The organism is Paenibacillus sp. MAHUQ-63 (genome assembly GCF_028765165.1).
Taxonomy (GTDB): Bacteria; Bacillota; Bacilli; order Paenibacillales; family NBRC-103111; genus Paenibacillus_E.
This window is the reverse complement of the sequence record NZ_JARADB010000012.1, coordinates 12977-26836: the sequence shown is the minus strand read 5'-3', so window position 1 is coordinate 26836 and position 13860 is coordinate 12977. Positions and strand designations below refer to the sequence as shown.

General features: G+C 49.0%; 14 protein-coding genes. 2 read left to right on the top strand and 12 right to left on the bottom strand.

Annotated features, from left to right (window positions below):
• Positions 1 to 112: 112 nt before the first annotated feature.
• From PUT07_RS32875 to PUT07_RS32830, 10 genes are all read right to left on the bottom strand, one after another.
• A complete protein-coding gene (locus PUT07_RS32875) occupies positions 113 to 556 on the bottom strand; it encodes a VOC family protein (protein ID WP_274473024.1) in 444 nt (147 codons plus the stop codon).
• Positions 557 to 625: 69 nt separating this feature from the next.
• Positions 626 to 1507 (bottom strand): TolB family protein, encoded by an 882-nt coding sequence (locus tag PUT07_RS32870; RefSeq protein ID WP_274473023.1) that lies wholly within the window; start codon positions 1505 to 1507, stop codon positions 626 to 628.
• Between the two features lie 32 nt (positions 1508 to 1539).
• Complete coding sequence (locus PUT07_RS32865) at positions 1540 to 2322, bottom strand: sugar phosphate isomerase/epimerase family protein (protein ID WP_274473022.1); 783 nt, start codon at positions 2320 to 2322, stop codon at positions 1540 to 1542.
• Between the two features lie 57 nt (positions 2323 to 2379).
• Complete coding sequence (locus tag PUT07_RS32860) at positions 2380 to 3078, bottom strand: SDR family oxidoreductase (protein ID WP_274473021.1); 699 nt, start codon at positions 3076 to 3078, stop codon at positions 2380 to 2382.
• Positions 3079 to 3110: 32 nt separating this feature from the next.
• Positions 3111 to 4511, bottom strand: coding sequence for a mandelate racemase/muconate lactonizing enzyme family protein (locus PUT07_RS32855; RefSeq protein ID WP_274473020.1), 1401 nt, complete (start codon positions 4509 to 4511; stop codon positions 3111 to 3113).
• Positions 4512 to 4573: 62 nt separating this feature from the next.
• Entirely contained in the window at positions 4574 to 5482 is a 909-nt protein-coding gene (locus PUT07_RS32850) for an NAD-dependent epimerase/dehydratase family protein (RefSeq protein WP_274473019.1), read from the bottom strand.
• 19 nt (positions 5483 to 5501) lie between these two features.
• On the bottom strand, positions 5502 to 6401 hold the full coding sequence (locus tag PUT07_RS32845) for a carbohydrate ABC transporter permease (protein ID WP_274473018.1): 900 nt from the start codon (positions 6399 to 6401) through the stop codon (positions 5502 to 5504).
• 13 nt (positions 6402 to 6414) lie between these two features.
• Positions 6415 to 7332: an ABC transporter permease gene (locus PUT07_RS32840; RefSeq protein ID WP_274473016.1), complete on the bottom strand. Its 918-nt coding sequence runs from the start codon at positions 7330 to 7332 to the stop codon at positions 6415 to 6417.
• Between the two features lie 81 nt (positions 7333 to 7413).
• Complete coding sequence (locus PUT07_RS32835) at positions 7414 to 9099, bottom strand: extracellular solute-binding protein (RefSeq protein ID WP_274473015.1); 1686 nt, start codon at positions 9097 to 9099, stop codon at positions 7414 to 7416.
• Positions 9100 to 9273: 174 nt separating this feature from the next.
• Positions 9274 to 10314: a LacI family DNA-binding transcriptional regulator gene (locus PUT07_RS32830; RefSeq protein ID WP_274473014.1), complete on the bottom strand. Its 1041-nt coding sequence runs from the start codon at positions 10312 to 10314 to the stop codon at positions 9274 to 9276.
• A 209-nt stretch (positions 10315 to 10523) separates the two neighbouring features.
• Between PUT07_RS32830 and PUT07_RS32825 the strand changes: the two genes are divergently transcribed.
• The gene (locus PUT07_RS32825; RefSeq protein WP_274473013.1) at positions 10524 to 11357 is read left to right on the top strand and encodes a sugar phosphate isomerase/epimerase family protein; all 834 of its coding nucleotides are present in this window, start codon (positions 10524 to 10526) and stop codon (positions 11355 to 11357) included.
• Positions 11358 to 11395: 38 nt separating this feature from the next.
• Positions 11396 to 12229 carry a 3-keto-disaccharide hydrolase gene (locus PUT07_RS32820; protein ID WP_274473012.1) on the top strand — a complete coding sequence of 278 codons (834 nt, stop codon included), beginning with the start codon at positions 11396 to 11398 and terminating at the stop codon, positions 12227 to 12229.
• A gap of 41 nt (positions 12230 to 12270) precedes the next feature.
• Here PUT07_RS32820 and PUT07_RS32815 read toward each other — a convergent pair whose 3' ends face one another.
• Entirely contained in the window at positions 12271 to 13074 is an 804-nt protein-coding gene (locus PUT07_RS32815; protein ID WP_274473011.1) for a LysM peptidoglycan-binding domain-containing protein, read from the bottom strand.
• A gap of 26 nt (positions 13075 to 13100) precedes the next feature.
• Positions 13101 to 13709: a TetR/AcrR family transcriptional regulator gene (locus PUT07_RS32810; RefSeq protein WP_274473010.1), complete on the bottom strand. Its 609-nt coding sequence runs from the start codon at positions 13707 to 13709 to the stop codon at positions 13101 to 13103.
• Positions 13710 to 13860 lie beyond the last annotated feature (151 nt).

Genomic DNA, 13860 nt, shown 5'->3' with positions numbered 1-13860 from the left:
GCTGTCCAGCATCAATGTCCATTTTACTTATTCTAGCACAGGAATTTGCTCGTACGCGTGTATTCTATAAAATAAAAAAATCCGCGGTAACCGCGGATCATTCCTATATCTTTTAATCGATATCGAGAAGCTCCAGAATGACGCCCAAATCGTCCGTGCTTTCCACATAAGCATATTTATCGCCATGTTGAATAAGCGGGAAGCCGAATTCCTCAAGTTTGGAGGCTGTTTCCAGCATTTTGTTCTTCGCCTTGAATGCGATGTGATGGACGCCGGGTCCCTTAGTTTCAAGAAAATCCTTCCATGTGGTAGGGTCTTCCGTAGGTTCAATAAATTCTATCACCGTATTCTCCATGCGAAAGAAAGACAGTCTTACCCTTCCTTCCGTAGGCTGCCCCATGTAGATGACCGTATCCTTTCCATCTTCATTCGCCATAATGATGGGAGGGGCCGGAACGCCTAAGAGCTCGGCAAAGCGGCTAGTTGCTTTCTCCACATCGCGAACGATCATTGCAATCTGACAAACCAAAGTTGTACCGAGGATAGTGTTATCCATATTTCCCGCTCCTTTTGGGGACTGATTTAATTAGACATTTGCATTTCCATTGGAGATCCCGCTTCGAAATTAATCTTTCTGCTTGTAGCTGACAAATGCCAGTTGTCTGCTGTCGGGCGACCAGGAATTGACATTGATGGTGCCCTGTCCGCCGAACAACTTGACAAGCGTTCGGAATTCGCCACCTGAGCTGGGCATTACGCGAATTTCTACATGCTTATTGGCGGGATGGTCACCAGGAGCGACATCGTCCTTGCGATAAGTAATGAATGCCACCAGCTCTCCATCCGGGGAGACATGCGGAAACCAGCTATTGCTTTCGTTGAACGTCATCTGCGTCTGTTCGCTGCCGTCGGCATTCATGCGCCACACCTGCATAAGCCCAGTTCGTACCGAGTTGAACCAGATGTGTTTGCCATCCGGCGAATATTCGGGACCGTCATTCAGTCCGGGAGTATCTGTTAACCGTGTTTCTATGCCGCCGTTCACCGAAATGGTGTAGATATCATACTCCCCGTTCCGCTCTGCGCAATAAGCAAGCGTGTCCCCATCCGGCGACCAGCCGTGCAAATAACTAGGGGCCATTGGCGTAATAAGGACAGGATGGCCACCCTTGAATGGAAACAAATAGATGCGGGACTGACCGTCCTCGTAGGTATGGTGGCTTACCGCAATTTGCAAGTTATCAGGTGACAGCACATGATCATTATTGCATTGGATCGCATAACCGGAGTCGATAGCGGTACTTATCCCGGTTGCAAGATCGTAAGTATATAGACGGCCCAGACTGTTATAAATGAGCTGCTTGCCGTCAAGGGTCCAATTCGGTGCTTCAATGAGATAGTCAAACTCGGCCAAAACGCGGCGTTCGCCGCTATGGACATCTACGGTTTCGAGCATACTGCTTACTTGTCTTCCTTCCATTTTTCGCGGTTCTTTTAATGTATTCACGGTTTGATTCTCCCTCCTAATCATCAGCAACTCTAATCTTGACGAGTCGCCAGCCTTACGGCTTGTCGTATGGTCAGCAAATCGCGCTCAACTTCCAAGTATTCATCGGCGCCGCCACGGAACTCAAGCGACCAACATCCCCGATATCCAGCTTGACACAGAAGCTGTACTTTGTGAAGCAGCTCGGTTCCCGTAAAATCCACAAAAGCTCGATCAAACTGGGCATGGATGGTGAAAGGGGCTACCATCTCATCACCGATTTCCTGGTCCGTGAGCCAGCGGTTAACATTGAGAACAATGCCAAACCCTGGCGCGGCAATTTCATTCGCAATCCGCACAAGGTTTCGAGGTGACTGGGCTGCCGGCTGATGCGTTTGCGGACCCACCCGAAAGCCATAATCATGGGCATATTGGGCGTATTCCCTGTATCGGTTCACGCAACACTCAATCTGCTCTTCCGTCATGTCTGCCGTCATCCCCCCCATATCGATCCGCAGCGATTGGACTCCCCACCGACGCGCAATAGCCAGATACAGGAGCGCTTTCTGATGGTTATGCTCGCGAACGTCAGGATCGTCATGCCAGACATCGGCAGCGTCCACGGCGAGGTTGGCGACGGTTACTCCTTCTTCATCTAACGTATCCTTGACTTTCTGAATATAGTCATCCTCCGTCGAAAGCATCATACCGTTCCAAATATCCGCCGAACGAAGTCGATAACGGTACTTCATGCTCTCCAAATAGCCGAACAGACTCATTCTCCCCGAATTATACAGCGCATGGAAAGACCAGGATCCAACTGAAAAGTCAGGCATTTGATTTCCCCCTTGAAATGTGAATAGCCATTCCTTGTAGATAGGGCCAAATAAGGATCAAATAGGCATCGGCTCCCCTTTATAGTTAATAAAGAAGCTTTCAGGATCTACGTCTGTCTTCATCTCCAGAATATCGACGATATGATTGGCGTTTTCGGCAGGGTCCCCTGGCGCCTTCTCTCCCCCCATGTCTGTTCGGATCCAACCCGGGTGGATGGCGTAAACACGGATTCCTCTCCCTTTCACATACTGTTTCAACTGCTTGGAGAACATGTTGATCGCGGTTTTGGATATCGCATAAGGATAGTCTCCTCCGTACGCGTTGGTTATACTGCCTGCTTCCGATGAAATGTTAAGGACGGCCCGTGTGCCCCCATCAGGCATGAGCGGAAGCAAGTGCTTGATAACCATCATTGGACCGAACAAATTAATCTCGAAGGACCGGACGACGTCTTCCATCGGTAATTGTTCCAGTGCAACGCCTCTGCCGAGCAAAATGCCGGCGTTATTAATGATCGCATCGACCGGCCGCCGCTCTTCCTTCAGCTTCTCCGCTAAGCGGGCTATCGTGTCTTCACGGCCTACATCAAGCTCGACGGCTTCGATTTGACCGGGGTAACGGTCGATCAGCTCTACTAATTTCCCCTCGAGTTCCAGTGAGCGAATTCCGGCTATTACCTTGTGACCTCTCTGTACGGCAGCAAGAGTCAGCTCGCAGCCGAGACCGCGATTCGACCCGGTAATCACAATATTCATTTACATCTCCTCCTTAAAAGGCAACATGGTGATCAGCTAAATAAACGATCGTTAGCATACTCAGTGTTCCACTGATCGGTAGAAGCCCACATATCGGGAAACCCCGGCATCAAATGGTCCTTGATGACTTCATCGTTAATATCGTCGAAGCCAAGCCCAGGCTTATCCGACACACGGATAAATCCGTTCTGAATTACATTTCCGCCATAACCTGTTATGATATCGTTCCACCATGGAACATCAGGTGCATTGAACTCGGTGGCGATAAAATTCTCCGTGGCTACACCCATGTGTGCTGTAGCCAGTGCCGCCACAGGCGTCTCACACATATGCATGGCCATGGCTACATGATATCGTTGAGCCAAATCACCTATTTTCTTCGTTTCGTAAATGCCCGAAGAACAAATGTCAGGATGGATAATAGGCACGGCCCTGTTCATAATCAAATCCTCGAAGCTTTCCAATGTCGATAAATCCTCACCGGTAGCCAGTGGCGTCGAGGTTAACTGGCTAAGCCGCTTATATTCCTCCGTGTAGGTGCAAGGCAGCATATCTTCTGCCCATAGTAGATTATATTTCTCAAGCCGGCGCAACAGCCGTACGGCGTCTTCGAAATTTAAATAGCCCAGGTGATCTATCGCTAATGGCATTTTATATCCAAGGATTTCACGCATATGCGCAACCTCCTCTTCATACCGGTCCAAACCGCGTTCCGTCATTCGGAACATGGTATACGGAGACTGCGTATTGACCGTGTCATAAGCCCGGTTACGCTGTTGAAACTCCGGTCCATAGGGCGTATGCCTGCGGTTTTTAATAAAATCGAAATTATATCGTGAAGCCTTCAGATAATTCTCCACCTCGCTGCCAGGGGCGGATATTAACTCTTCGTGCGGATAAAGATCTTGCAGACTCTCTACGCCGAGCACCGCCTTGACCATGGTGAAGCCTTGTTCGTCAGCGAACTTCTTCAAGCGCTTGCCCATCGAATAGCCGTCACCTGGCAGCCCTGGCGTATTCACCCCTAGATCGCAATAAACACGAACTTCATCTCGGAATTTCCCGCCGAGCATCTGGTAAACGGGCACACCGTAAGCTTTACCGGCGAGATCCCATAAGGCGATTTCGATGCCGGCTACGCCTCCGGCTTGTCTCCCGGTGCCCATGAACTGTTTGAGCCTGCGAAACAATTTATCTACATTGCACGGATTCTCACCTAGCAATCGGCCTTTCAGCATGGCCGCATACGTGCGGCTGCCAAAATCCCTCAGTTCCCCAATGCCCGTTATACCTTGGTTTGTGTAAATTTTTACGAGTGTGCAATGCATCGGTGCTCCTGCCAAATCTACAAAACGCATGTCTGTAATTCTAAGTTCGGACGGTCTTGAATAGGTATTGACGCGGTCTAAAGTTGACTCATATGGATCCGTCATACAGTCACTCCCTCAATGAAAATGGACAGGCCAGCACCTTCAGCTGTTCGGCGGCTAATGGATTACCATTCCAACGTGCTTAGGTACTGAAGGTGCTCCTTCATGTACGCATCGGCCTTGAAAGCAAACCCAAACGTATTCTTGATTTGCGTAACGTCGATGGGTATGCCCTGAGGTTCAGGCCGTCCCTTGTCAACAAGTTGGATTTGGCTTTGGGACCCGAGGAGGTCCACAGCCATTTGCGCGATTTGGGCCCATGTACGGTATTCCGTGCTCACGGCGGTATAATAGCCCCGATCCAGCTCATCGGCATGGAGCAACGCGGCATATACTTTGGCAAGGTCTCCCGCCCAGATGAATTGTGTACCGTCATTCTTAATGAAGGACATGGATTCGTTTCGGAGGGCACTCCTGACCATATTTACGATTTTGCGATCTGGATAGAGGGGCCCGCCCTCTACGCAGGGGTTGCCAAACGTATAACCCGGCCGTATAACATTCGCCTGAATGTTATTTTGCGTGGCGATAGCCATGAGATAAGCTTCCGTCGCGGCCTTGGTGGCACCATAATAACTACTTGGCCTTGTATAACCCCTATCATCGTTAGGCGCCGAGCCGAAGCTGGCGATGGAAGAGGTATAAATCATCTTCTTAACTCCCGCTTCCGCCGCCATCTGGAACAGGCGAACCGAAGGCAATGTTTCATTGATTAACATTTCATCGGCGATCCTGCCCTGTTCCGGCCACGCCAGCGCGATATGGATGCACGCATCTTGCCCCGCAAGTCCTGCAGCGATTGCATGGACGTCATCCATGGCTCCCGCCACAAAGCGGATTTGACCATGGTCCAAGAAGCCCGATATTTTGTTCACATTCCTGGCTAAGAGGGTAATCTCATGTCCATATGTTAGCAGTTCCTTAACCACATAGGAGCCAATAAAACCAGTACCCCCGGTTACGAATATCTTCATGCTTCCACCTCTCCCTGCCTCATTCTTTTACGCTGCCCATCACAAGTCCTGTTGTGAAATACTTTTGCAGGTACGGATAAATACACAGAATCGGTATCATCGCTAAGAACATTTGAGCAGCGCCTGTGGTCCGGGCACTTACCATAGATAAATATTTAGATAAATTGCCGCTAAGATCGGTGTTGTTACGGATAAACTCCTCCGGGTTCACAACTACCGTTTGCAAGTATGTCTGTAAAGGGTAATTTTCTATTTGGTTCATATAAATCATGCCGTCAAACCAGCTGTTCCAATGGTCTACGAACGAGAAAAGGGTGACGGTAGCGATCGTAGGCGCTGAGACTGGCAGCACGACTCTTATCAGCGTCTGGATATGACTGGCGCCGTCGATATAGGACGCCTCCAGCAATTCCTTCGGCAGACTTCTCATATAGTTCATCACGACTAACATACTGAATACGGGAAGCGCGCCCGGCAAGACTAACGCCCAGATGGAATTCATCAACCCGGTGCTCTTGACCACCATATAGGTTGGTATTAAACCGGCGTTGAAAAGTATGGTGATTACAAAGAACCATGAGAATAGATTCCGTGCCCTGAAATCCGTTGTCGTTTTGGAGAGCGGATATGCCGTCAATACGATTAATAGCAGATTGATCGGTACGCCAATCGCCGTCCGTTTAAGAGAAACGACAAGAGACATGAAGAACTTCGAGTTGTTCGTAATAAACTCATACGAGATCGTTGTAAAGCCGACAGGATAAAAGGTAACCTCTCCTGCAGCGACGGCTGTTTTGTCGGAGAAAGACACCGCCAACAGGTTGATAAATGGGGCTATACATACGAATGCAACCATAAGCAGAAAAACCGTATTGCTCACCAGGAAAATTTTACGAGATAATGAGACCTTAATCTTCATTGTCTGTCCTCCGTTAGAACACTCGATATCCGGTTAATTTGTCAGCCAAATAGTAAGACACCACGATAAATACGAGCGATACCCCCGATTTAAACAAGCCTGCAGCAGTGGAAAGTGAATATTGTGCCTGTTCAATCCCAAGCCGGAACACAAAGGTATCCAAAATATCACCGGTCGAGTAGACGACAGGACTATACAAATTATAGATTTGATCGAAGCCGCCATTCAGGATATTGGCGAGCCCCAACACGCTCATCAGAACAACCATTGATGAAATGCCCGGCAGAGTGATGTGCCATGTTTGCCGCCAACGATTGGCTCCATCGATAACTGCCGCTTCATAAAGCGCAGGATCTATACTCGTAAGGGCTGCCAAGTAAATCACCGATCCGAATCCGAAGGTCTTCCAGATATCGCTAACGACCATCGTGGCCGGAAACACGCTCGGATTGCCGAGGAAAAAGACGGGCTCCATCCCCAATTTGGTTAGGAGTATGTTGACAATCCCCTCTCTCGGGGACAGAAGATTAATAAGGATGCCGGATAAGATGACCCACGATAGGAAATGCGGTAAATAGACCATCGTCTGGAAAATGCGCTTAGTCAAAATACCTCTAAGTTCGTTGAGCAATAGAGCGAACACGACCGGAACAATGATGCCTGCAACCATTTTGCACAAAGCAATAACGACCGTATTACGAATAACCGGCCATATATTGGGCATGGAGAACAACGTAACGAAGTTTTGAAAACCTACCCATCTCTGGTCTCCGAACAAACCTCTGGCCGGAATAAATTTCTGAAATGCGATCACAACGCCGGCCATAGAACCGTAGCTGTAGATAGCGACCAGGGCAACCGCGGGGAGCAGCATCAAATACAAGGGAAGCTCTCTGACCAACCTATCTTTCCGTTTCAGACTGCCAAGCATAAGGACACCGCCTCCTGTCAATGAATCGGCTAAATAACTACGGCGGGAATCCCCCGCCGCAGCCCTTGGAAGTGCACGAAACTATTTGGCCGGATACATCTTGTCTAGCTCGTCGAGCGTTTTCTGACCGCCCGCCTTCAGCCACTGCTGGACGAAGGTGTCGAAAGAATCGACTGGCTTCGTGCCGGTAATGATATCGGTAAAGGACGTGATCGTAAGCGTATCGAGCGAGGCAACGTTCGTCAGCCAGACTTCCGGTCTCTCGATACCCAGGATACTCTGAACAATCGCCTTCTCAGGCATGTATTTGTTCAATACAATCGGCAGAGATCCGGATTTGGACATCTGGCCCCAAGTACCGAAGGCATTGTCGTCTTTGGCAAGTGAGCCGTCCTCGAAGCCTTTAATATAATCGTATAATGGCTTTGCAGCGGGTGCGAGACCGTCAGACGAGCCTTTGTCAAACGCTTTCAATAAATCGGCTGCGTAAACTTCGCCCGGTTGATCGATATAGATAGGAGATAGCCTATACTGCTCATTCGACCAGTAGTTCAGATAGTCTTCCTTCGTTGAGTAATTGACGGTCTGATCGTACAGATTGAGAATCTTGATGGCGGCTTCCGGATTTTTGTAGTCCGCACTGACCATCGTCATCTGACCGACAGCGTTGCTTTCGATACCAACCTTGTAGTCGATACCGGCCTTTGTGGGAATCGCGTAAGGATGTACGATCACACCGCTCTTTTTGTAAACATTATTATAAGGGTACCAGGTACCCCAGTTGCTGCCGTAAGCCATGCCGATCTTACCGCTCGTAATATCTTCAACCAGCGCGGATTCATTTTTGGCGGTAAACTCCTTGTTAATCAGGCCTTTCTTATACATATCCGCCAACAAAGAGAGCGCTTGCTTCATGTTCGGTTGGATCCAAGCAAACGTCATTTTGCCATTCTCGTCGCGGTAGAACATACTCTCGTCACGTCCGGGAACGCCAAATGCAGAGACTAGCCCCAGAATGCTGCCGTGATTTTGTCGGATAAGATCCTTGTTGAGAGCAAGTCCGTAAGTGTCCCCATTGATGCCGTTCCCATCCGGGTCACCGGTAGCGAACTTCTCGGCAAGAGCGACCATTTCTTCAATGGTCTTCGGAGGCTGCGAATTCGTGTTCTTCAGCCAGTCTTCCCGAATCCAGAGAAATGGCGCTTCGTGGAAGTTGTCGTTCATACGCGGTATGGCGTAGAGCTTGCCGTCAATCGTGGCGCCCTTGAATGAATCGGCGAATCTCTTCTGATATTCCTTCAGTGAATCAGAGGCATATTTGTTGAAGACATCGGTGAGATCGGCAAGCTGTCCGTTCTGTGCCAGCTGCAAGAAAACGTTAGCGTCCTGCGTTTTGAATATATCCGGCAGTTCGCCGGAAGCGATGACGGCATTCAGCTTGTTTTTGTATGCGTCCGTACTGCTGTCCGCAGAGAAGGCAACCTTGAGATCGATGTTGAGCTTGTCTTTAATCAATCGGCTCCAGCGGTTATCCTCCCAAGTCTCCTTGTCTAAAAGCTTGGAGGCGGCCGCGGTTTGGACGGCCCATGACATCGTTATCGGCTTTTCATACTTTCCGGAAGGGTCTGTGTTATTAGGGGTTCCGCTAGCGGCGGCTGTTTGACCTGCATCGGACGCTGTGGGAGCGCTTTCGCATGCTGCAATACCTAGAACCATAAGCAAGGCCAAAGCGGGGGGCAGAACTCGTTTGGTGATCCTCTTTTTCACTTGCAATTCCTCCCTTATCTTTTAAATGCTATTGTGACACAGCCTTTTATCGCTGCTTAACACCAAGGGTTTGTTGAAGCGGTGGACACCTAACCGAATGATTCATGCGCTATTCATACAATCGATCTTGGCATGTACATGTGTGAACGCGCGTTTATGATACGACAAAAAAATTTAGATCCTTCTGCACGAGTCTCTGACAACCAGGCTGCACTCAATGGTGATTTCTTTAATATCCGACGTTTCCCGTTCTATTTTGGCGATCACGTCTGCCGTCAAATGCTTCAGCATATCGCCGAAATCGACGCGAATTGTTGTAAGGGCGGGATGATGTTTGGCGCTTAACACGTGATCGTCGAAACCGAGAATAGATATATCCTTGGGTACCTCTAGCCCATTCTCTTTAAGCGCACGGATTGCGCCAAAAGCGACGGAATCATTGGCGGCGATAATGGCAGTCGGCAGGCTGTTCGGTTTACGCAAAAGCGTATGAATGGCTTCATAGCCGCTTCTTTCATGGAAATCGCCCGACAGTACCCAGTCCGGGTTAATCTGCAGATTGCACATGCTCATCGCTTTCTGGAAGCCTTCGTATTTCGTTGGACCGGATAAGCGCTTCATATCCCCATTGATAATACCAATTTGGGTATGGCCAAGTCCGTGCAAATACGCGACAGCCTGCTTCATACCTGAATCATTGTTAAAATTGGCGACAATCCGATTGGGTTGCGGGTTATCCATATGCTTCTGGTCAAAGACGCCGACAATGTATCCTTCCGCGACCAATTCCTCGATGAGCGGTTCTTTGATCGCTGTTCCGATGAAGATGCCTCCATCGATCCTGTTTTGAATGAAAATTTCTTTGACACTTTTCTTCGTATCTGCATTCTCGATATCACGAATAATATGTGCCAGTGTATAATAGCCCTTCTCCGAAGCATTCTCGATCACGCTGACAAGCAGCATGTTCGTTAGGACATCGCCGGAAACATTGCCGGGTTCGTTAAGAAACAGTCCTATCGTGCGGACACGTTTACCCGCCAGCACTTGGGCAGATACGGAAGGAACATAATTATAATCCTGGATCACTTTCATGACGCGGTCCCGTGTTTCGGCCGGTACATTCGAATAATTGTTGATTACCCTGCTAACTGTACTTCTGGACACCCCGGCAATTCGGGCTATCTCCTCACTCTTGATCTTAGAGTTTCTCATGGATGATTGACCTCTTTCGTAAACGCGCGTTTATGATGTTATCATACATAGTCTATTAAAGTACTGTCAATCCTTTATTTCCCAAAACAAATGAATAATTTTCTATCGGTTTTAATAATCTTATTGAATGAACGCGCGTTTATGATATAATTGCAGCACAAACGAATACTTGCCATATATAACCAACGGGACAAAGGATGGGATTTCACATGCGCCTTGGCGGTCAGGTCTTTCTTGAGCAAAAAAATCCGGATACTTGGGCGAACGCGCTCAAAGAAGCGGGATTTCGGGCAACCACATGCCCCATCAGCGGAAATGAAGATATCGCCCAGCTTGACGATTACCTGCTTGCGGCTAAACAGTATGATATTTTGATCTCTGAAGTCGGTGCTTGGAGCAATCCTATCAGTCGTGATGAAGAGACAAGACGCAAAGCTGTATCCTACTGTATCCAGAGACTGGAGCTTACCGAGCAGATTGGCGCCCAATGCTGCGTCAATATCGCCGGATCGCGAGGCGCCCAATGGGATGGACCCGATCCGGATAACTTTAGCGACGAAACGTTTGAATTGATTGTGGAGACGACGCGGGAAATCATCGATGCCGTAAACCCGGAGCGCACCGTATTTGCCTTAGAAATGATGCCGTGGGTATTCCCGGATTCTGCGGACTCCTACCTTTCGTTGATCAAAGCTATTGACCGCAAAGGCTTCGGCGTTCACTTCGACCCTGTGAATATCGTCAGCAGTCCGCGAATTTATTACCGGAATGGCGACATGATTCGCGATTTTTTCAAAAAGCTGGGTCCCTTCATCCGAAATTGTCATGCGAAAGATATTCTTCTTAGAAGCCATTTGACCGTTCATCTGGATGAGGTTATTCCGGGTCAAGGTAACCTCGATTATCGTGCTTTCCTCACGGAATTACATAAGCTGCATCCGGATACGACACTGATCATCGAGCATTTATCGACTAACGAACAATATCGGCAAGCTTCCGATTACATCCGTAAGATCGCCGCTGAACTTAATATTCCCTTGTGATAGATGGACGTTAACCTACCCTTATTAGGAGGTCTCCTATGTACAAAAGTGACGGTACGTTTACCCCAATCTTCGATGGAGAAACGCTCGCAGGCTGGCACTCCGTCCCTCGACTGCCCGTTCCCCGTACCCCAGGTGGGCCTAACCCGGATATGACAACCGAAACCTACCGGCAAGCCGCACGGACATCTGGATTATGGACGATTGAGGACAGGGCCATTATAGGGCGGCAGGATCCACCCGGATGCGGATACGGCGGTTATCTCCTCAGCGATGAGGTATACGGCGACTTCGAGCTGCTCTTGGAAGCCCGTCCCGACTGGCCGGCGGATACCGGTATTCTATTACGCGCTTCTGCACTTGGTTCGCAGGGATTCCAAATCCTGTTGGATCACCGGCGTTCGGGAAATATAGGCGGTATTTACGGCAATGGCATCGGCGGCTTCCATGGCATCAATTTCACCCTAGATGCCCAGTACGATGAGCAAGGTATACCTATTGGACTAAAGCTGGAGGATGCTGCGACGTCCATCGAGGCCCTGACGCCTGACAAGCCCGCTCTCCTTCCATATGCTGCAACCGGCGAGCAGTTCCTGTCTATTTGGAAGTGGAACCATTGGAATGAATTCAAGATTCGAGTTGAAGGGGCATCACCGCGGATCACCGTCCATATCAACGGTACGAAAGTTTCTGAAATAGATACGGCAACGTTAAATCACCCCTTGTACGATGCTTCAGCCGTTCGAGAGCTGCTAGGCCCCAAAGGGCACATTGCCTTCGAAATCCATGATAACGATCCCGGAATGGGCGAAGCGCGCTGGGGGCCGAATGCGGCTTGCCGATGGCGCAATATAAGGATTCGTGAACTTTGACAAACTAAAAGGCTGCCTTTCAAGGGCAGCCTTTGCATATGTTAAAAAGTGACGGGAACCTCGACCAAATCTTGAATGCTGCCATCGCGGGCGCTGCGAGTGTACACCATCAATGTACCGTTATTTGTAGTGGGAGATTGATCAAACTGGAGCGGTACGTCGAATACGCCAAAGGCCGGAGCGCCTTCTGCCGTCGTTGCCGTCCGTTCTGCCGTTATGTAGCGCCCCATCGCATCGCGAATTTGGTAATTTATCGTCGCTTCGAACGCTCTGGCGCTGCCCATCAAATGCTGTCCGGGAGCAATCCTTGTTCCGGGCAAAGGCTCAGACACGACAATATTCGTCGAGGACGGAAGCGGGATGACCAAACGAAAACCGGGATAAATGACATCCGGTGATAACCCCTGGCGATTGCGGTTGGCTCGGATCAATTCGCTCATCGGCGTCCCGAAACGGCGGGAGATTTCGTACAGAGAGTCCCCCTGCTCTACTTCATAGACGAAGGCGGCAATATATAGCAGCTGTGCAACCCGGAGAATATCCGGATGCTGGATTTGGTTAAGCGCGGCTAACATATCGACGCTTACAGAGAACCGTTCGGCGATCCTGAATAGGGTATCTCCCTGCTGAACCTGATATAGAGCAGAGCTTTTCTCCGCCATACCCGGCAATCTCACGACTAGTACTTGACCGGGAAAGATTCGGTTAGGGTCTGCTACAGACGGATATAACGCATTAATCTGAATCAGCGACTGTATGTTGGTGCCCAGTTGTTCGGCAATCGTATACAACGTATCACCCGGACGAACCGTATACAGCAAGTGGGTCCCTGATGAAATCGGCATAGAAAAGCAACTCCTCTTCAAGTAGGTTAATACCCATCATATGCCGCATCCATACTTCCATGTATATATGCCTTTACGTGGTTCGTGCAATATCGGATATACTTATTGTCATTATACAATTTGCTTAACATAACCCCTCCTTCGATTAGAGCGATGATCACACCGCACGCCTCATCCGCATCCAAGTCGCTGCGGAACTGCTCCCGCTTCATGCCTTCCTGGATGATCGTCCCCAGACCCGACATGAGTTCACTCATAGCAAGCTGAGCCCTTTGTTTAAGCATCGGGTGACCGTCGTCATTCTCAATTGCGGTATTCATAATGGGACAGCCGCCCTCACAAACATTCTCTTCAACTAGCCGAATATAAACTTCGCAGATCGCGAGTATTTTCTCTGTTGGCTCAGACTGCTCAGTCACGGCCTTGGTTAACAGGTCTTTTAATTGTGTGAACAGATAATCAAATGCAGCCAGCGCAATCTCGTCTTTATTTTCGAAATGATTATAGATACCTCCCTTACGAACATTGCTGCGCTCGATAATCTCCGACAGAGACGTACCTGTATACCCCTTCGTATTAAATAAACCAGCGGACTGGCGAATAATATGTTCCTTCGTGTCTTGCCCTTTGCCCATGTGTCTCCCTCATTTCAAAAAGTACCGATTGGTCTTAAAATAACATATTCACCTGTCGCGTTCAACCGGTATGTGAGGCGTGAGAAAATAAAGGCTTGATTCGTATACAAAACTATGCTAATTTAAAAAACAGACCGGTCGGTATTAAAAT